Genomic DNA, 18,411 nt, shown 5'->3' with positions numbered 1-18,411 from the left:
AATGTGATTTATTTGAACCCGGACTTTATTACAGTATTTCTCTAATCTTCTCGCGGTTACCCACAATCCAAACGAGATCTCCTAATTGGAAAGCCGTATCTTTATCCAGAGGGATCAATTCATTATTCCGTTCAATAGCCACAACGATACCGTCGTACTTTTCTCCCAAATGAGACTGTGCAATGGTTTTATTTAAGAAACGGAATTCATCATCTACAGTGAAAGAGTGGAGCGTCATCTTTTTATCTACTGCATCCGTATCTATTGTGTTTTTTACATCTTCAATTCTATTTCTGAACTCCTGCAATTGCATATCCGTACCGACTACAGTCAGTTTATCCTGCGGATAAATAGGTTCAGAACTTTTCGGAATGTATATATTCAAATCACCACGCGTGATTGCAACCACATTCACTCCAAAATTTTGCCTGAATGAAAGTTCTCCTAAAGACTTGCCGATGTAATCGGAATAAGGCGATACCACGACAGACGTCAAATCAAGGTCCTTGTCATTGAACTCGCTATTGAAACTTGTTTTTAGCGGGTGTCGTTTTTTAGCAACCTCTTCCCGTCGGTTAAGATTGGCTAGGAATCTCGTTTCCAATCGTGAATATTGCGTGAGGTCTTCTCTAAGAATAAGAATCAATGCCACAACAGCTATGGCAATAATCACACTTATTCCCCAGTTCAGCTTGAAATAGCTGATAACTACGCTAGTGATAAAGAAAAGAGCAACAGATACACGGCCTAGAACGAGAGAAACCAGTCGTCCGTGATTGTAATTCTCATCTCTCCATAGCTTCAGGAATAATTCAGAAGAGTTGTATTTGTTGGAGATGAGTGCCCACAAAAAAGGAGTCATAAGCAAAAGGGTACCCAGACACATCACCAGCTTAATCCATAGGGTAACAGGAGCAAACATTTCACTGATGGCGGGATAAATGATTTGTATAGACAGCAGCCAGATAGCAGTGAGCAATACGCTATAAATAATAACCCTGCCAATCATGTTTTTTAGTAATTTCTTCCAGTCACTATCGTGGTTCATGGTTTTCTTGCCGGAAGCATAACGATCTAATGTCTCCTGTACTTTAGTAGGCAATATTTTGTAAAGCCATTCGGCAAAAGGGTTGGCTAAACGGATAAAATAAGGAGTCGTGAAAGTGGTGATAACAGATACAGCCACAATAATAGGTGAAATAAACGGATCGAGCACTTTGAGCGAAACACCCAGTCCGGCAATGATGAAAGCAAACTCTCCGATTTGTGCCAGGCTGAATCCGGATTTGATAGAAGTGTTTAGCGGTTCTCCGGATAAGAGTACGCCAAATGAAGAGAAAATGGCTTTACCGATAATGGTAACCAGAGTAATGATGATAACAGGCCAGGCATATTCTACCAATACAGCCGGATTCACCAGCATACCGACTGATACGAAAAAAATAGCTCCGAAGAGGTCTTTTACCGGTTGTATGATATGTTCGATGTGTTCGGCTTCGATGGTTTCGGCAAGGATAGATCCCATGATAAATGCACCTAACGCCGTTGAAAAGCCTGTATAGGTGGCCAATACCACCATTCCCAGACAAAGACCGATCGAAACAATCAAAAGCGTCTCATTATTCATCAGCTTCTTTGCTTTTTTAAGAAAAGCCGGAATAACGAAAATACCGATGAGAAACCACAGGATTAAAAAGAAAACGACTTTGAGAACACTAATCAATAAGTCTTCACCCACAAAGTCCTGACTTACCGCCATTGTAGAAAGAAGTACCATCATTAAAATGGCAATCAGGTCTTCCACTACCAGAGTACCGAATACGATGCCCGTGAAACGCTGGTTGCGTAACCCCAAATCATCAAAGGCCTTGATGATAATTGTGGTAGACGACATAGACAACATTCCCCCAAGAAAGATGGAATTCATTGTGCCCCATCCTAACAATTGTCCTACCAGAAAACCTATGAGCAACATACTGACGACTTCGGTGGTGGCCGTAATAAAAGCTGTGGAACCTACATTCATGAGCTTTTTAAAACTAAACTCCAGTCCAAGTGCAAAGAGCAGGAATATAACACCTATTTCCGCCCATATATTGATATTTTCGATATCTCCCACTGTGGGGAAAATATTTATATAAGGCCCCGCTAGTAATCCGGCAATGATGTAACCTAAGACTAAAGGTTGTTTCATCCATTTGAACAGCAAGGTTATTACACTGGCCGATATTAATATCAGCGCAAGGTCGGCAATCAAAGTTGGTAAATGTGACATTTAGTGATGGATTTATTCATTTTTTTCTTCCTGATAGTTAGACAGAAAAGAGCCAAGGGACATGGATGTTCAGCTCTTTTCTTTTTCGAGAGTGTCGGCAGTCAATTATTCATTATATTGTTTTCCTCTATAAAAAGAGGGAAACAATATAATAGATAGCTGCTGCCAGGAGTCCACTGACCGGAATTGTAAGAATCCAGGCAGTCATGAGACTTTTTGTTATTCCCCAGCGAACGGCAGAGAGGCGTTTGGTTGCACCTACTCCGATGATTGCACCTGTGATAGTATGTGTTGTACTAACGGGGATTTTCAGCATTTCCGTAATGTAGAGAGTGAAAGCACCGGCTGTTTCGGCAATTACTCCTTCCAATGGGGTTACTTTGGTGATTTTGGTTCCCATTGTCTTTACTATTTTCCAACCTCCGGACATGGTGCCGAGTGAGATAGCGGTGAAGCACGAAAAAGCAACCCAGTCGGGAAGGTCATTGATGCTGTTGATACCCATACCCAATCCCATAGAATGGGCGGCTATCATGGCAGCGGCAATGATACCCATTACTTTTTGTGAATCATTCAAACCATGTCCGACGCTGAAGAGAGCGGAAGAAACGAGCTGCAACCTCTTAAACCAGACTTCAGCTGTATGAGGATGTGCACGCCGGCAGATGTAAAGAACAAACAGAGTGAAACCGAAAGCAATCACCATTCCGATAAAAGGAGCCAGAAAGATGAAAGCTGCAATTTTAAGAATGATATTAAGTTGAATTGCTTCAAACCCGTTTGCCATAATGGCAGCTCCTGCAAATCCTCCGATAAGCGTATGTGAGGATGAAGACGGGATACCTTTCCACCATGTTACCAGGTTCCAGGTGATGGCTGCTATCACTCCTGCCAATATAATAGGTAAAGTGATATATTGTTCTACCACCGTTTTGGATACTGTATTGGCAATACCGAATCCGCCTATTATGTATTTGGCAATGAAAAAAGCAACGAAATTGAAGAAAGCAGCCCATAGTACAGCTTGAAAGGGGGTAAGCACCCTGGTAGATACGATTGTAGCTATTGAGTTTGCTGCATCGTGAAAGCCGTTGATATAATCGAATATCAGAGCCAGAATAATGATAGTCACTAATAATTCCATGTGTTCCGGCTTACTTTATGCGTACTTTACAATCAGGTTTTTCAGAATCTTGCCTACGTGCTCTGCGGCATCGGTCGTTTTCTCCAGTTCATGCATGATTTCTTTGATCTTTATCAGTTCAATGCAGTCTTTTTCTTCTTCAAATAGCCTGGTGATAAAGAATTCATATACGTCATCTGCCTGATTCTCGATTTCATGTAATTTTGAGCAATATTCCCGGAGAAGAGTCGGTTTCTTACGGAATGTTTCAAGTTCGTCCATGGCTTTACAGATGTAGGTCGCTTCTTCCTGAATCAAACGGCTCAATTCTTTGCCGTTCTCCGAGATAGGACGGGGATTGTAAATAGAGATTCGTTTGGCACAACTATTTATTCCATCGATGACATCATCCATGCAGGAAGCTAAGTCATGAATATCTTCACGGTCGAAAGGAGTGATGAATGTAGTGCCCAATTCATCAAAAATCCGATGCGTCAGTTTGTCCCCTTCACGTTCCAGCTCTTTGATTTTCTTATAGTAGTCTGCACGTTCTGTAGGTGAGTCATGTTGCAAGCTTTCTGTTAAAACAACGGATGCTTCACAAAGCACTTCTGAAAGTTGTTTCAGCAATGGGAAAAATTTGGGCTCCTTTGGAGTAAACCGGCTAAAAAAAGAATTTTTCATAAGTGTAAAAACTTTAAATTGTTTTTTCTTCTCTATTTATATTAGTAACAAATGAATACAGATTATAGTTTGGCGTTTTAAGACTTTAGTTTGGCTCGTACTACCTCTATGATTGCAGGCAATATAGAGATGAATATGATGGCAACGATCAGCAGTTTCAAGTTCTCTTGTACAAACGGAAGGTCTCCGAAGAAATAACCGGCGTAGCAGAATATGCCAACCCAAGCCGCACCACCCGCTAAATTATACATCATAAAATAGTAATAGTTCATCTTTCCCATTCCTGCTACGAAGGGAGCAAACGTGCGTACTATCGGGACGAATCTGGCCAGAATAATTGTTTTCCCACCATATTTCTTATAAAACTCGTGTGTCTTCTCCAGATGACTTTGTTTGAATATCTTGGAATTGGGATTATTAAAAAGCTTTCGACCGAAGAAATGTCCGATCATGTAATTGCAGGAATCGCCTAATACGGCAGCGGCAAATAAAATGATAACGAGTATATGCACACTGATAGGCATGTCAGGTAAGGCAGAAATAGCTCCTGCAACGAAGAGTAGAGAATCACCGGGAAGAAAAGGAGTGACCACTAATCCGGTTTCACAGAAGATTATAAAAAACAAAATGGCATACGTCCAGGCATGATAATCACGCACAATCATAACCATATATTGATCGATATGAAGGATGAAATCCAATAAAAAGTCCATTTTATATACTTTGGTTGTTATGGTAAAAAAAGAATGTTATTGGCTTCCAGACCATAGTGAATACTCTTTTCACTTAAATGGAGGATGCAAACAGAAAGTGAGGCATCAAAGACTGGAATAGTCTTATGCCGGAAAAATATAAAATGGCTAAATGAGTATGTGACCTAATGAATAGATATGATATCTATCAGAATATTTAAAAAGATTGGTATAATATGAAAAACCTGTCCATTGGTTTTGAGGAAGCTGAATCTTCAGAGAGCTTAGTATACGGATAGTGACAGAAGGAATATTGAATCGTAGTATCTTTAAAGGAGAGAGGTGTCGGAAGGAGAATGGATTTAAAACGCCATTATCGTTATTGTAATCTTGTTTTCCGGTGTATTCTTTTGTTTTGACTAGTTTCTGTTCTTTATCCAGCTGTATGATATTAGTTTTGGAGGTGTATGAATTGGTATAGGTTTGTATGCTGGTACTACCGGTTTCTAACCGGTATGCCTCCTGTGCTTCATCGGAAATCAGATGGAATCCCCAATTCAGAAATACGCCTAATAGTATACAGAATATGTACTTCATCATAACGGTCGCAAAGGTAGAAACTATTTTTATATGAAATACATATTCACAAGCATAATTAACAATTATATCAGTGACTACCGAGAATTATTCTTTGAGGCAACTCATCGTAAATTTCATCGGAGTATAGGTTATCCCGTTGGTACATTGTTTCCCGGCAATCTTGTCGAAACCCAGACTTTGATAAAAAGGAATAGCGTACGTGGATGAATTAACTGTCATTTCATTTACCGGACAGTGATTGATCGCAAAATTGAATAATTGTCTGCCGATACCTTTACGGTGGTATTCATTCCTGATAAAAAACAAGGATAGATGTTTTCCTTCATTCTTTGTCCCCATGATGCCGACCAGATTTTTATCCTCAAAAGCACCGTAAATCACTAATTCATTCATCAGTTGCTCGCTGGAGATAAAGCTTTTAAATGAATTCAAACCTTCTTCATCGAAGTCTTCCGCTCCGCATTGTATATATACCTCTAATGCTAACGATGCAGCTAGGGCGTATTCGGTCTTGTCTAATTTGCGTATCATAGTGATTGCTTTTATCATTAATTTGCCGGGAAAATTACTATTAATTTCCGGATATGGTATTGAAATCTGATTTCTTTTTCTTTTTTTTGTAAAAGCTGTAGGGTATTTCCGGTTTGAGCGCTCTTATTAGTAGAAACGCAATTTATTTACCTTTAAAAAGCATCAGTATGAAGAATGTAGAAAAACACTTGGTTGGATGGCTATCAGTTTGTTTGCTGCTTTGTAGCTATCCTGTGTGGGCGCAAGGAGATGCCGGAGATTATCTTACGATTGTTGGTATGGTGAAAGACAAGCAAAATAAAAAAGCTCTGGAGAACGTAAATGTATCGGTGCATGGTAGCAATATCGGTACTGTGACCAATGCGGAAGGAGAATTTGCTTTGAAGATTAAAAAAACGGAAGCGCCGCGTGAACTGGACATTTCACATATCGGTTATGTAAATACTCATATCTCTTTGGAGAAAGAAACAGCCGCTATGTTGACAGTTTGGTTGACGCCTCATTCCAATCTATTGAATGAAGTGGTGGTATTTGCCGAAAATCCACGTATAATTGTAGAGAAAGCAATCAATAAGATCCCTTTAAATTATAGTGATAAGCGTGATATGCTGACAGGATTTTACCGGGAAACCGTACAGAAAGGGCGTCGATATATCGGTATATCGGAGGCAGTGCTCGATGTGTCCAAAACAGCCTATACCAATAGAAATATAAACTATGACAAAGTGCGAGTGGAGAAGGGACGTCGTCTGCTTAGTCAGAAAGCAAGTGACACATTAGCTGTCAAAGTTGTGGGTGGACCTAATCTGGGCGTCACTTTGGATGTCGTGAAGAACAAGGGAGCGTTACTCGATTTTGAAGAATTGAATAATTACGAATTCTGGATGGCAGAATCCATGCTTATAGATAATCGTATGCAGTATGTTATTAATTTCCGCCCGAAAGTCATTCTGATGTACGCTTTATTATACGGTAAATTGTATATCGATCGTGAACGGTTGTCATTCACCCGTATAGAAATGAGTCTGGATATGCAGAATAAATCGAAGGCGACCACCGCAATTCTGTATAAGAAACCTCTCGGTTTAAGATTCAAACCGCAAGAACTCTCTTACCTGGTCACTTATAAAGATGTAGATGGAAAAACGTATCTGAACTATATTCGTAATACGATCCGTTTTAAATGTGACTGGAAGCGGAAGTTATTTTCCACAAGCTATACGGTAGCTTCCGAAATGGTAGTGACCGATAGAAAAGAAGGAGTATTGGAGAATATACCCAACAAAGAAGCTTTCAGCCTGAATCAAATATTTTATGATAAAGTAGACGAATACTGGAATCCTGACTTTTGGGGAAACTACAATATCATCGAACCTACGGAATCTTTGGAGCACGCAGTGGATAAATTGAAAAAGCAATCGAATTGAAACAGGGATAGTTTTCTTATATTTGAAGTCAATCATAAAGAAAAGCAAGTATGCTGGATGAACTGCTCATACTAAAAAAGATAAAGGAAGGTGACATAAAAGCGTTTGAGGAACTCTTTCGCCGTTACTATTTTCCTCTTTGCTGTTATGCGGCAGGCATTACCGGGCAGATGGCGGTAGCGGAAGAGATTGTAGAAGAGCTTTTCTATGTACTTTGGAAAGAAAGGGTGCGCTTACAGATTTTCCAGTCCGTTAAAAGCTATCTGTACAGGGCGACTCGCAATCAATCTTTGCAGTATTGTGAACACGAAGAAGTTAGGAATAGATACCGTGAAGCAGTATTGAACACTTCCAATCCGGAGCAGTCGACAGATCCTCATCAACAGATGGAGTATGAGGAATTACAGAAATTCATAAATAACACTCTTGAAAAGCTGCCAGTCCGCAGACGACAGATTTTTGAGATGCATCGTTTGGAGGGGCGGAAATATGTGGAGATAGCGACACAGCTTTCTCTTTCAGTAAAAACAGTAGAAGCTGAAATGACAAAAGCCCTCCGGACATTACGAGAAGAAGTTGAAACTTATATTCACATGAAGTGATGAAAACAGAAATTTATAAAATAAAGACAGATCAGGCATGGAACCGATTGTATAATCGCCTGGACAATGACCGTTTACTTGCGAAAGTTGATGAGAGAAGTCCTATACGCAAACATTCACTATGGATCAGATACGGAGCAGTTGCCGCCGTTTTGATAGGCGTCATCTGGGGAGCTTTGTATTGGATGACCGGTTCTGAAAGAGAACCGGCACAGAATTTTCTTACACAGGAAAATCAAGGCATTTCCACTTTGGCAACGACTCTTGAAGACGGTTCTGTGGTACTTTTGGCAAAGGAAACCTCCTTATTATATCCGGAGCACTTTATTGCTGATAAACGGGAAGTGAGTTTGCAGGGAAATGCTTTCTTCGACGTAGCAAAGAAGCAGGGACAACCCTTTTGGATTGATACGGAACAAGCTAAAATTGAAGTTTTGGGAACCGCTTTCAGTGTACAGAGCGATGAACATGCTCCGTTCCGCTTATCTGTACAAAGAGGGATCGTGAAAGTTACTCTAAAAAAAGGAAATCAGGAATGTTATGTAAAAGCGGGAGAGGCAGTAGTGGTGCAATCGCAACGATTAGTCGTTCTCGATGCGGATAAAGAGAATGAAGAGTGGGGGAGCTTCTTTAAACACATACGTTTTAAAGATGAATCTTTGGCGAACATTCTGAAAGTGATGAATCTGAATTCGGATAGTTTGCAGATTCAAGTGGCTTCACCTGCATTGGAGGAACGCAGGTTGACGGTTGAATTTTCTGACGAGTCTTCTGAAGTCGTAGCTACTCTGATAGCTAGCGCACTCGGTCTGCAATGTGCCCAGCAAGGGGATATTCTTTTGTTATCAGAATAAAACTCATTTAAACTTGAGAAAATGAAACAGGCTTATCGCTATCTATCCATTCTATTCATACTCTTTTTCGTAGTCGATACGATGAGAGCGGATGGGGGCGATGTATTGGAACGGATAGTTCGGCTTCCAAAGACAAAAGGCACTGTTTATTCATTATTAGGTAATGTCTCCCGACAGTCGGGATATATGTTTATTTATGACAGTAAAGTTATTGATAATGATGCTGTCGTGAAGATAAAGGGAGGAGAACGATCTATTCGCCAAGCGGTGTACGATATAGTAGGAGATACCGGTTTGGAGTTTCAGGTGATTGGTACTCATATTCTGATTACTCTCCCTTCGGAGAAAAAGATTCATATACAACAGGATTTCATTCCGAAGCAGCCTATTAACTTTTCCATTACCGGCACTTTGCTGGATAAGGAGACGGGTGTGCCCATCTCTTCAGCTACTGTTGGAGTGAGGGGGACATCTATCGGCAGCATAACAAATCAGAATGGAGATTTTAAGCTGTCCTTACCCGATTCTTTAAAAAACGATTCGATTACCTTTTCTCATATAGGTTATCTTTCACAAGATATAGAGTTTGCTTTGTTGATTGGACGGCACAATATACTTAGTCTCGAACCTAAAGTAGTTCCTTTGCAGGAAGTAGTGATTCGTCGAAGTGAACCAAAGAAACTTTTGCGGGAAATGATTGAACGGAGGGAACAGAACTATTCGCATACTCCCGTGTATCTGACTACCTTTTATCGTGAAGGAGTTCAGTTGAAAAACAAATTTCAAAACTTGTCGGAAGCAGTGTTCAAGGTTTATAAGACATCCTCACATTCAGCAGTGCCAGATCAAGTGAAGCTGTTGAAAATGAGTCGGCTAAGCAATGTGGAAGCGAAAGATAGCTTATTGGTAAAAGTGAAGTCGGGAATTCAGGCTTGTATTCAGATGGATATCATAAAAGATATGCCCGAATTCCTGATTCCCAGTATCGAGAATAGCATTTATACCTATACTTCGGAGGGCGTGACATTTTTAGAAGACCGGTTTGTAAATGTGGTGCATTTTGAACAGAAAAAAGGAATCAGTGAACCTCTTTTTTGCGGAGAACTATTCCTTGATTCTGAAACGAGCGCCTTATTGCAAGCCCGTCTGGAAGTTCATCCTGTATATGTGAAAAATGCGGCGGGTATGTTCGTCGAAAGGCGCGCACGCAACATACGCATGATTCCTCAAAAAGTGGTATATACCATTTCTTATAAACCGTGGCAAGGAACTTATTACATACATCATATCCGGGGCGATCTTCATTTCAAAGTGAAACGTACAAAAATGCTGTTTGGCAGTCGCGATCTTCATATCTGGTTTGAGATGATTACTTGCAAGGTGGAAACCGGACAGGTAGTCGCGTTTCCCCGTATAGAAAGATTGCCTACTCGTACAATCTTCTCCGACACATATTTCAAATACGATGAGAACTTTTGGAAAGACTTCAATGTGATCCCATTGGAAGAAGAAATCAGCAAACTAATAGAAAAAATCTCTTTGAAGATAGAAGAAATAGGAGATTGATTTATTTTGCCATTCAACAGGATTGCTGTACCTTTGCACCCGGTTTAAAAGATTGTATGTTATGGAATTACCGAAAGATCCGATGATGTTGTTCAGCGTCATCAATATGAAGTTGCGCGACTGCTATTCTTCACTTGACGAACTTTGTGAAGATATGAATGTGAACAAGGATGAATTAGTGAATCAGTTGAAAGCCGCAGGCTTTGAATATAGTGCGGAACACAATAAGTTCTGGTAATCATCTCCTTGTTTACAGCTTATAAATAGAGTATTTCTACTAAAAACATAGTGACGCTATCCGGCAAAGATAGTGACGGTATGAGACAATGATACCGTCACTATCCCGAGCATATAGCGTCACTATAATTTTCTACCTTCATCAGAACGTCATCAGGAATCATGCGTTTATTCCTATCGTATATACCGACAATGATTTCCGCCAGTTCTCCCTCTCTTGTTAATAAAAGCAAAATACCAAATCCCATATTTAACTTCGTCAGTCTTCTGCGTTCTAACTAATAAAGTTCAGAAAAAGAATTGATGATAAACGAGAATAAAATTCGTGAAGCTTGTGCCTCGAATCGCGAACGGGGATTCAAGATGCTGATGGACTCTTTTCAGGTGCCGATATATAATTATATCCGTAGACTGGTTGTATCTCATGAAGATGCGGAAGATGTGCTTCAGGAAGTCTTTATCCGGGTATTCCGGCATATCGATCAGTTTCGCGAAGAAAGTTCGCTGTCAACTTGGATTTACCGGATTGCAACGAATGAGAGTTTACGCTTGCTTAACGGACGTAAAGATGAGGGAGTTGTTTCCGCAGAAGATGTTCAGGAAGAGTTGATGGGCAAGTTGAAGGCTTCCGATTACATTGATTATGAGAATGAGTTGGCAGTAAAGTTTCAGGAAGCTATTTTAAGTCTGCCGGAAAAGCAACGGCTGGTATTCAACTTGCGTTATTACGATGAACTTGAATATGAAGAGATCGCCCGTGTACTGGATAGTAAAGTGGATACACTAAAAGTGAATTACCACTATGCGAAAGAGAAGATAAAGGAATATATATTAAACAGATAGAACGATGAAAAAGGATTTTGATTTTGATGATATTGGAAAACGGACACCTTACCGTACCCCCGATGGATTCTTCGAGGACGTGCAACGAAAGGTGATGGAACGTGCCGGAGTGAAGCAACAGCGGAAGTCTCATACGAAGCTGATTATTTCTACGGTGATTACCATAGCAGCCGTATGGGTCGGATTTCTGTTTGTTCCGTCTTTGCGACAGGCAGATGAGGTGACAACATCTTCTTCGAAAGTATTAGCCAATGGTACGGAACCGGTAGATAAATGGATTAAAGAACTATCAGATGAGGAGTTGGAAGAGCTCGTCAGCTTCTCTGAAAATGATATATTTTTGAATTAAGTAACTCAATTAATTATTTTAAACGTGAAGATTATGAAGACTAAATTTATTTATGTAATTTTGGCCGTTCTCCTGATGGGAAGCCAGATGACTTTGTCTGCACAGAATACGGATAACAAACAAAAAAAACAGCGTCCTACACCGGAACAAATGGTGCAGATGCAGACTAAACAAATAGTAAATACGTTGATGTTGGATGATGCAACGGCAGCTAAATTTACTCCGGTATACGAGAAGTATCTGAAAGAATTGCGTGAATGTCGTATGATGACTCATAAGGCGAGAACAGAGAAAACTAAAGCACAAGGCACAGACGCTAATGCTAAGAAAGAACGTCCGTCCATGACTGACGACGAGATTGCAACCATGTTGCGGAACCAGTTTACTCAAAGTCGTAAAATGCTGGATATTCGTGAAAAGTATTACAATGAATTCAGCAAGATACTTTCGCAGAAGCAGATTTTGAAGATTTATCAGCAGGAAAAGATGAATGCTAATAAATTCAGAAAGGAATTTGACCGCAGAAAAGGTCAGAAACCGGGACAGGGACACCACCAGGGACAAAAAACTCGTGCTCCGCGTCAAGCCCAGAAATAAAGATTAGGTTTATTTTATTATAGTTTTATTTTACTAAATCAACACAATTTGAACATAGGCAGCCATATTTATTCTTTTCAGTACCGTTTGATTACTTGTTATGTCTTGTTACTGATTAGTTTGACTGTTTTTGCTCAGTCCGGCAAAGAGCGTTTTTCCGGTCGTGTGATTGATACTGAAACCAATCAGCCGGTACCGTTTGCTACGGTCCGGCTTTTGGCTTTACCGGATAGTACCTTACTGGCGGGTGGGGCAACAGATGCACAAGGCAAATTTCAGTTAGCCGTCGTTATTCCTAAAAGTAAATCCATTCTGTTACATATTTCTTATATCGGATATACCCCTGTTTTTCGGACTATATCAGCTTCAACAGATAACAAAACACCGATTTTAGGCGATATTTCTTTGACTCCGGAGAGCATTTCATTAACAGAAACCGTTGTTGTGGGACAAGCACCGATGGTTGTGACCGAAGGAGATACTACCGTCTTTAATGCTTCGGCCTATCGTACTCCTGAAGGCTCTATGCTGGAAGAATTGGTGAAACAACTTCCCGGCGGCGAAATAGACGAGGATGGCAAACTGTTGATTCATGGAAAGGAAGTGAAAAAGATTCTGGTGGATGGGAAGGAGTTCTTTTCCGACGACCCGAAGGCAGCACTTAAAAATCTCCCTGTAGAGATGGTAGAGAAACTGAAAGCTTACGAACGCCAGTCCGATCTTGCCCGTCTTACTGGTATTGATGATGGCGAAGAGGAAATGATTCTTGACCTGTCGGTCAAGAAAAATATGAAACGGGGCTGGATGGAGAATTTCATGGGCGGATATGGAAGCAAAGACCGTTATGAACTAGCTAATACTTTAAATCGTTTCCGGAGTAACTCTCAATTGACGGTTATCGGGAATCTGAATAATACAAACAATCAGGGATTTTCGGAGATGCAAGGAGAATCTGCCAGTTCCTCCGGTAATCTTCGCACTCAAAAAGGACTGACCACTTCCCGTTCTTTGGGAGTGAACGTCACTTATGACTGGCAGCGTGTCAAACTCCGATCGAACATTCAATATGTGGGAACAGACCGGTTGGAGGATAGTCGTACTACAGTCGATAATTATCTTCGTAAAGACAAATCTATTACTGAAAGTACCGGACACAATCGCCAGGGAAATGATAATCTCGTAGCAAATGCTTTTTTAGAATGGAAAATGGACTCCGTTACAACATTGATTTTCCGTCCTCAATATCGTACGGCTGTTAATGACAGAGGCAGTAGTGGCTTCCAGCAAGGGTGGGGCAATGACGTATTGCTGAATGAAAGGAAATCATCCGGAACCACTCATAGCTCTTCTTATAACATGACCATGATGCTTCAGCTTAGCCGGAAACTTAGCCGGATGGGAAGAAACATCGCTTTGAAGGTTGATTATGGAACAAATGCTTCTTCAACCGATAGAACGAATCTTTCTACTACGCATTACTTTAAGAATAACACGAAGAATGTTAAGAATCAGAGGATTGAAGATAAGGTGGACGGCTATAACTACCGACTGCAACTGGTGTACGTGGAACCCTTGCCCTGGCTTCATTTTCTTCAGTTTCGTTACAGTTATCAGCATCGGATTAACAATTCCGACCGGTTTGTTTATAACTGGGATAAGAAGACGGAAGAATTTGCTCCTGATTATGACGAAGACGCAAGTAACTGTTTTGAGAATCAGTACAGCAATCACCTGTTTAATCTTGCTATCCGCACTTCCCGGAAGAAATACAACTATAATATAGGTGCTGACTTTGAACCCCAAAAGTCTGTCAGCCATTCTCTTTTAGAGAAAAAAGAATCGTTGGAAGAACCATTGGAAAAATCAGTCTTTAATGTTTCTCCTACCGTCAATTTCCGCTATAAGTTCTCCAAGCGTACCCGTTTGCAGATTGTATATCGGGGGAAAAGTCGCCAGCCCAATATACGCGATCTTCAACCGATAACAGACCGCACCAATCCGTTAAATATCAGGGTTGGTAATCCTTCATTGAAACCTTCCTATACGAATACGTTTACGCTGAACTTTAATTCATATAATGCCAAGCATCAACGGAATATGGTTGCTTCTGTTTTGGCGGAGAACACTATTAATAGTGTTACCAATCAGGTGACTTATGACAGTGAATCTGGTGTGCGGACCACTACTCCCCTTAATATGAACGGAAACTGGCGTATTATGGGGTCTTTTTCTCTTAATACTCCTTTTAAGAACCGGAATTGGAGGTTTCGTACTTATTCATATTTGCAATGCAGAAATCAGAACGGATATAGCACAATAAACAAAGAAGCTCCTGTGAAAAGCACAGTGAAACATTTGACAGCCCGCCAACGCCTGCAATTAACTTACCGGACAAAAAAAATGGAAATCAGTGCCCGTGCGGAGTTACTTTATAATAATTCCCATAATAATGTAAAAGAGACACGTACGGAGACTTATGATTATCGTTTTGGAACAGAAATGCAGTATTATTTTCCGTGGAACATAGAACTGTTCAGTGATCTTACATGTTTTCAACGTTCCGGTTATGGTTATAGTGGTTATGCCCGCGAAAACCTGATGTGGAACTGTCAGTTGTCGAAAGCTTTTCTGAAGCGGAAACAATTACTTCTCCGCTTCAAAATATACGATATTCTCCGTCAGGACGTTTCAATGATACGCACAATTACTGCTACTGCCATTCGCGACACAGACTATAATGCACTGGGTTCATACTTTATGGTACACGCTATACTTCGTCTGAATATGATGGGACGATAATTAAAGATTAAATTTTCGTCTGCTTGAAACCACAATAGAGTTTTGATTGTTGTTGTGTCGTACGTAAACAATGAAAACTTTGTCGAATGTTTGATTTCTTTGGTAAATTGAAGGATAAGGGTCGTTGGCGAATCTTTAAATTGAAGTTAATTGATGCACGACTTTACTTTGTCAGTATCTTCGTAGGATTACTGACGGGACTCGTTGCCGTGCCTTATCATTACCTATTACAGTTCTTCTTTAATCTCCGCCATGATTTTTTTGATTCTCATCCCAAGTGGTATTGGTATATCCCTCTTTTCCTGTTGATGTGGGGAATACTTGTATTTGTATCCTGGCTGGTGAAGAAAATGCCGCTTATTACCGGCGGGGGGATTCCGCAAACACGTGGAGTTATTAATGGGAGGGTTGATTATAAGCATCCTTTTCTGGAATTGGTTGCGAAGTTTGTGGGTGGGATACTTGCATTAAGTACCGGATTGTCTTTGGGGCGTGAAGGACCTTCCGTACAGATAGGTTCGTATGTCGGATATTTGGTATCAAAATGGGGGAGGGTGCTTAGTGGCGAACGGAAACAATTATTGTCTGCCGGTGCAGGTGCCGGATTGGCGGCTGCTTTTGCTGCCCCATTAGCTTCCTCATTGTTGGTTATCGAATCTATCGAGCGGTTCGATGCACCTAAAACAGCCATTACCACGCTTTTGGCAGGAGTCGTGGCAGGCGGGGTTGCCAGTTGGATTTTTCCCATCAATCCTTATTTTCATATAGATGCCATTGTGCCTGGAATGACTTTTTGGGGACAGGTGAAACTGTTTCTTTTGTTGGCGGCAGTAGTTTCTGTTTTTGGAAAATTCTTTTCTGTCACTACTCTTCAGATGAAACGTATTTATCCCGCTATTAGGCATCCTGAATACGTGAAAATGCTGTATTTGCTTTTTATTGCTTTTCTGATTTCTATGGCCGAGTTTAATCTGACGGGAGGAGGGGAACAGTTCTTGCTATCACAGGCCATGCATCCGGATACACATATTCTTTGGATTGTCGGCATGATGTTGCTGCATTTCGTTTTTAGCACCTTTTCTTTTTCTTCGGGTTTACCGGGAGGAAGTTTTATCCCTACACTGGTGACAGGAGGACTTTTGGGGCAAATAGTGGGATTGATTATGGTTCAACAGGGTGTGATTGCTTATGAGAATATCAGTTATATCATGTTGATTTGTATGTCGGCATTTCTTGTAGCAGTCATTCGTACACCTCTGACGGCTATTGTCTTAATAACCGAGATTACAGGACATTTGGAAGTCTTTTATCCTTCCATTGTTGTAGGTGGATTAACCTATTACTTTACGGAAATGCTTCAGATAAAACCGTTCAATGTAATTTTATATGATGATATGATTCATTCACCTGCCTTTAAGGAAGAGCCCCGTTATACATTGTCTGTAGAAGTAATGAGCGGGTCCTATTTGGATGGCAAGATTGTGGATGAACTTCGTTTACCGGAACGTTGCGTAATTATAAATGTGCATCGTGACCGTAAGAATTGGCCTCCCAAAGGACAGAAATTAATGCCTGGAGATCAGGTCCAAATAGAGATGGACTCACAGGATATAGAGAAACTGTATGAACCTTTAGTGAGTATGGCGAATATTTATTGAGTATAGGTGTTGGCAGTATAAATTTAGAACAGTCTAAAAAAGAATGAAACGGTGCAGAAATGAACGAAAGTTTTTCCTACTATAAAGTTGAAAAACATAAAAACATCTGCCACCTGCAACGAAACGCGTGTAATACACTAGTTAATAAGTAGTTGGAACGTTGCAGATACCTGCGGCAGATAGGTTGCAGATAAAGTATCTGCAACACGTTATATAATCAAAGATAAAGCCTTGATTCCTTTATGTAAAGCTATGGGATAATTGGGATCACTCTATGGAGAAATTGTGGTGTCTCTACGGGGAAACGACAGTATCCTTACGTAGAAACTGTAGTGTCCCGCCTTAGAAACTCTCGTTTCCTACCGTGGAAACTGTAATTTCTAATGCCGGAAACGACAGTTTCCCGCCTGGAAACGGGAAGTTAATGTATACAATAAACTTTTGCCCTCCTGGAGAATTAGCTTATGCAAGGCTTATACTGTGTTGCAGATACTTTGATCTGCAACCTATCTGCAACAGTATCTGCCACGCTCCAACTACTTATTAACTAGTGCATTACACGCGTTTGGTTGCAGGTGGCAGATGTTTTCATGTTTTTTCAACTTTATAGAGGAGGATTATGCATCAAAATTAGGGTCACAAGCGTAAGTCATAAACTAAATTCACCTCTGTGTCCTCCGTGTCCTCTGTGGTGAAAACATTATTCCATGCTCTTTAGCCATGCAATTTCTTCTTTCCATTTACTTTCATCCGGTGTTTCTAGTATCAGCGGCATATTATCGAATCTTGAATCTCGCATCAATCTTTCAAAAAATGCTTTTCCGATCAATCCTTCACCAATACTATCGTGACGGTCTACATGGGTGCCCAGTGCTTTTTTTGAATCATTCAAGTGCATACCGCGAAGGTAGTTGAATCCCACTTCCTTGTCAAACTCATCAAATACCTTATCATATTCATTGACAATATCATAACCAGCCGTATAAGTATGGCAGGTATCGAGGCAAACACCCACCCGGCTCTTGTCGTTTACCCGGTCGATGATATATTTCAGTTGCCAGAATTCGCTACCTAGATTACTTCCTTGCCCGGCAGTGTTCTCAATAACGGCTGTTACGCCTTTTGTTTTTTCTAAAGCGATATTAATGCTTTCTGCGATGAGCGACAGGCAATCCTCTATTGAAATTTTGTTGAGAGAACTGCCTGGATGGAAATTTAAAAGTTTCAATCCAAGCAGTTCGCAACGTTGCATTTCGTCCAGAAAAGCGGTACGGCTTTTTTGAAGTCCCTCTTCTTCCGGGTGTCCCAGGTTGATAAGATAACTGTCATGTGGCAGGATATATTCCGGCTGAAAACCGTATTTCTCGCAATTCTCTTTAAAGAAACTGATACTTTCTTCTGTTAAAGGTTTACTTACCCATTGGCGTTGATTCTTGGTGAATAACGCAAAAGCATTTGCTCCTATTTCATGCGCATTAACGGGGGCGAACTCTACGCCCCCGGACGCGCTTACATGTGCTCCGATATATTTCATGGTTACTTCTTTATTTAATATTACTCTGCAAATATAACGT

The 18,411-nt window shown here is 40.6% G+C and carries 17 protein-coding genes; 10 read left to right on the top strand and 7 right to left on the bottom strand.

The window, feature by feature from the left end; all coding sequences use genetic code 11:
- Window positions 1-28: 28 nt before the first annotated feature.
- The 6 genes from HMPREF9009_RS20955 to HMPREF9009_RS20930 form a co-directional block, all read right to left on the bottom strand.
- Entirely contained in the window at window positions 29-2,275 is a 2,247-nt protein-coding gene (locus HMPREF9009_RS20955; RefSeq protein ID WP_049703165.1) for a monovalent cation:proton antiporter family protein, read from the bottom strand.
- 127 nt (window positions 2,276-2,402) lie between these two features.
- Window positions 2,403-3,419, bottom strand: a complete 1,017-nt coding sequence (locus HMPREF9009_RS20950; protein WP_008644519.1) for an inorganic phosphate transporter — start codon at window positions 3,417-3,419, stop codon at window positions 2,403-2,405.
- A 15-nt stretch (window positions 3,420-3,434) separates the two neighbouring features.
- Complete coding sequence (locus tag HMPREF9009_RS20945; RefSeq protein ID WP_049703164.1) at window positions 3,435-4,082, bottom strand: DUF47 domain-containing protein; 648 nt, start codon at window positions 4,080-4,082, stop codon at window positions 3,435-3,437.
- A 77-nt stretch (window positions 4,083-4,159) separates the two neighbouring features.
- Window positions 4,160-4,795 (bottom strand): DedA family protein, encoded by a 636-nt coding sequence (locus HMPREF9009_RS20940; RefSeq protein ID WP_004316898.1) that lies wholly within the window; start codon window positions 4,793-4,795, stop codon window positions 4,160-4,162.
- A gap of 147 nt (window positions 4,796-4,942) precedes the next feature.
- Window positions 4,943-5,374, bottom strand: coding sequence for a hypothetical protein (locus HMPREF9009_RS20935; RefSeq protein ID WP_049703163.1), 432 nt, complete (start codon window positions 5,372-5,374; stop codon window positions 4,943-4,945).
- An 84-nt stretch (window positions 5,375-5,458) separates the two neighbouring features.
- On the bottom strand, window positions 5,459-5,905 hold the full coding sequence (locus HMPREF9009_RS20930) for a GNAT family N-acetyltransferase (RefSeq protein ID WP_049703162.1): 447 nt from the start codon (window positions 5,903-5,905) through the stop codon (window positions 5,459-5,461).
- 167 nt (window positions 5,906-6,072) lie between these two features.
- Between HMPREF9009_RS20930 and HMPREF9009_RS20925 the strand changes: the two genes are divergently transcribed.
- From HMPREF9009_RS20925 to HMPREF9009_RS20880, 10 genes are all read left to right on the top strand, one after another.
- Entirely contained in the window at window positions 6,073-7,332 is a 1,260-nt protein-coding gene (locus tag HMPREF9009_RS20925) for a carboxypeptidase-like regulatory domain-containing protein (RefSeq protein ID WP_049703161.1), read from the top strand.
- A gap of 50 nt (window positions 7,333-7,382) precedes the next feature.
- Window positions 7,383-7,934: an RNA polymerase sigma-70 factor gene (locus tag HMPREF9009_RS20920; RefSeq protein ID WP_008021410.1), complete on the top strand. Its 552-nt coding sequence runs from the start codon at window positions 7,383-7,385 to the stop codon at window positions 7,932-7,934.
- Complete coding sequence (locus HMPREF9009_RS20915; RefSeq protein WP_008644528.1) at window positions 7,934-8,788, top strand: FecR family protein; 855 nt, start codon at window positions 7,934-7,936, stop codon at window positions 8,786-8,788. Before HMPREF9009_RS20920 ends, HMPREF9009_RS20915 begins: the two co-directional genes overlap by 1 nt.
- Window positions 8,789-8,809: 21 nt before the next feature.
- On the top strand, window positions 8,810-10,354 hold the full coding sequence (locus HMPREF9009_RS20910; RefSeq protein ID WP_049703160.1) for a carboxypeptidase-like regulatory domain-containing protein: 1,545 nt from the start codon (window positions 8,810-8,812) through the stop codon (window positions 10,352-10,354).
- A 61-nt stretch (window positions 10,355-10,415) separates the two neighbouring features.
- Window positions 10,416-10,592: a DUF4250 domain-containing protein gene (locus HMPREF9009_RS20905; RefSeq protein ID WP_004316890.1), complete on the top strand. Its 177-nt coding sequence runs from the start codon at window positions 10,416-10,418 to the stop codon at window positions 10,590-10,592.
- A 302-nt stretch (window positions 10,593-10,894) separates the two neighbouring features.
- Complete coding sequence (locus HMPREF9009_RS20900) at window positions 10,895-11,434, top strand: RNA polymerase sigma factor (RefSeq protein WP_004302175.1); 540 nt, start codon at window positions 10,895-10,897, stop codon at window positions 11,432-11,434.
- Window positions 11,435-11,438: 4 nt separating this feature from the next.
- Complete coding sequence (locus tag HMPREF9009_RS20895; RefSeq protein WP_004316888.1) at window positions 11,439-11,783, top strand: hypothetical protein; 345 nt, start codon at window positions 11,439-11,441, stop codon at window positions 11,781-11,783.
- Between the two features lie 33 nt (window positions 11,784-11,816).
- Window positions 11,817-12,380 carry a hypothetical protein gene (locus tag HMPREF9009_RS20890; protein WP_049703159.1) on the top strand — a complete coding sequence of 188 codons (564 nt, stop codon included), beginning with the start codon at window positions 11,817-11,819 and terminating at the stop codon, window positions 12,378-12,380.
- Between the two features lie 48 nt (window positions 12,381-12,428).
- Window positions 12,429-15,179, top strand: a complete 2,751-nt coding sequence (locus HMPREF9009_RS20885; RefSeq protein WP_049703158.1) for a TonB-dependent receptor — start codon at window positions 12,429-12,431, stop codon at window positions 15,177-15,179.
- Window positions 15,180-15,265: 86 nt separating this feature from the next.
- Complete coding sequence (locus HMPREF9009_RS20880) at window positions 15,266-16,837, top strand: ClC family H(+)/Cl(-) exchange transporter (protein ID WP_049703157.1); 1,572 nt, start codon at window positions 15,266-15,268, stop codon at window positions 16,835-16,837.
- 700 nt (window positions 16,838-17,537) lie between these two features.
- Here HMPREF9009_RS20880 and nfo read toward each other — a convergent pair.
- The gene (gene nfo, locus HMPREF9009_RS20875) at window positions 17,538-18,371 is read right to left on the bottom strand and encodes a deoxyribonuclease IV (RefSeq protein ID WP_049703156.1); all 834 of its coding nucleotides are present in this window, start codon (window positions 18,369-18,371) and stop codon (window positions 17,538-17,540) included.
- Window positions 18,372-18,411 lie beyond the last annotated feature (40 nt).

This window comes from Bacteroides sp. 3_1_13 (assembly GCF_001185845.1).
Taxonomy (GTDB): domain Bacteria; phylum Bacteroidota; class Bacteroidia; order Bacteroidales; family Bacteroidaceae; genus Bacteroides; species Bacteroides xylanisolvens.
The sequence above is the reverse complement of the archived record's forward strand: the minus strand, read 5'-3'. Positions and strand labels throughout refer to the sequence as shown.

Excerpts from the sequence above, each read along its gene's own strand:
- HMPREF9009_RS20955 (WP_049703165.1), bottom strand. The coding sequence starts at position 2,275 with ATGTCACATTTACCAACTTTGATTGCCGACCTTGCGCTGATATTAATA.
- HMPREF9009_RS20950 (WP_008644519.1), bottom strand. The coding sequence starts at position 3,419 with ATGGAATTATTAGTGACTATCATTATTCTGGCTCTGATATTCGATTAT.
- HMPREF9009_RS20945 (WP_049703164.1), bottom strand. The coding sequence starts at position 4,082 with ATGAAAAATTCTTTTTTTAGCCGGTTTACTCCAAAGGAGCCCAAATTT.
- HMPREF9009_RS20940 (WP_004316898.1), bottom strand. The coding sequence starts at position 4,795 with ATGGACTTTTTATTGGATTTCATCCTTCATATCGATCAATATATGGTT.
- HMPREF9009_RS20935 (WP_049703163.1), bottom strand. The coding sequence starts at position 5,374 with ATGATGAAGTACATATTCTGTATACTATTAGGCGTATTTCTGAATTGG.
- HMPREF9009_RS20930 (WP_049703162.1), bottom strand. The coding sequence starts at position 5,905 with ATGATACGCAAATTAGACAAGACCGAATACGCCCTAGCTGCATCGTTA.
- HMPREF9009_RS20925 (WP_049703161.1), top strand. The coding sequence starts at position 6,073 with ATGAAGAATGTAGAAAAACACTTGGTTGGATGGCTATCAGTTTGTTTG.
- HMPREF9009_RS20920 (WP_008021410.1), top strand. The coding sequence starts at position 7,383 with ATGCTGGATGAACTGCTCATACTAAAAAAGATAAAGGAAGGTGACATA.
- HMPREF9009_RS20915 (WP_008644528.1), top strand. The coding sequence starts at position 7,934 with ATGAAAACAGAAATTTATAAAATAAAGACAGATCAGGCATGGAACCGA.
- HMPREF9009_RS20910 (WP_049703160.1), top strand. The coding sequence starts at position 8,810 with ATGAAACAGGCTTATCGCTATCTATCCATTCTATTCATACTCTTTTTC.
- HMPREF9009_RS20905 (WP_004316890.1), top strand. The coding sequence starts at position 10,416 with ATGGAATTACCGAAAGATCCGATGATGTTGTTCAGCGTCATCAATATG.
- HMPREF9009_RS20900 (WP_004302175.1), top strand. The coding sequence starts at position 10,895 with ATGATAAACGAGAATAAAATTCGTGAAGCTTGTGCCTCGAATCGCGAA.
- HMPREF9009_RS20895 (WP_004316888.1), top strand. The coding sequence starts at position 11,439 with ATGAAAAAGGATTTTGATTTTGATGATATTGGAAAACGGACACCTTAC.
- HMPREF9009_RS20890 (WP_049703159.1), top strand. The coding sequence starts at position 11,817 with ATGAAGACTAAATTTATTTATGTAATTTTGGCCGTTCTCCTGATGGGA.
- HMPREF9009_RS20880 (WP_049703157.1), top strand. The coding sequence starts at position 15,266 with ATGTTTGATTTCTTTGGTAAATTGAAGGATAAGGGTCGTTGGCGAATC.
- nfo (WP_049703156.1), bottom strand. The coding sequence starts at position 18,371 with ATGAAATATATCGGAGCACATGTAAGCGCGTCCGGGGGCGTAGAGTTC.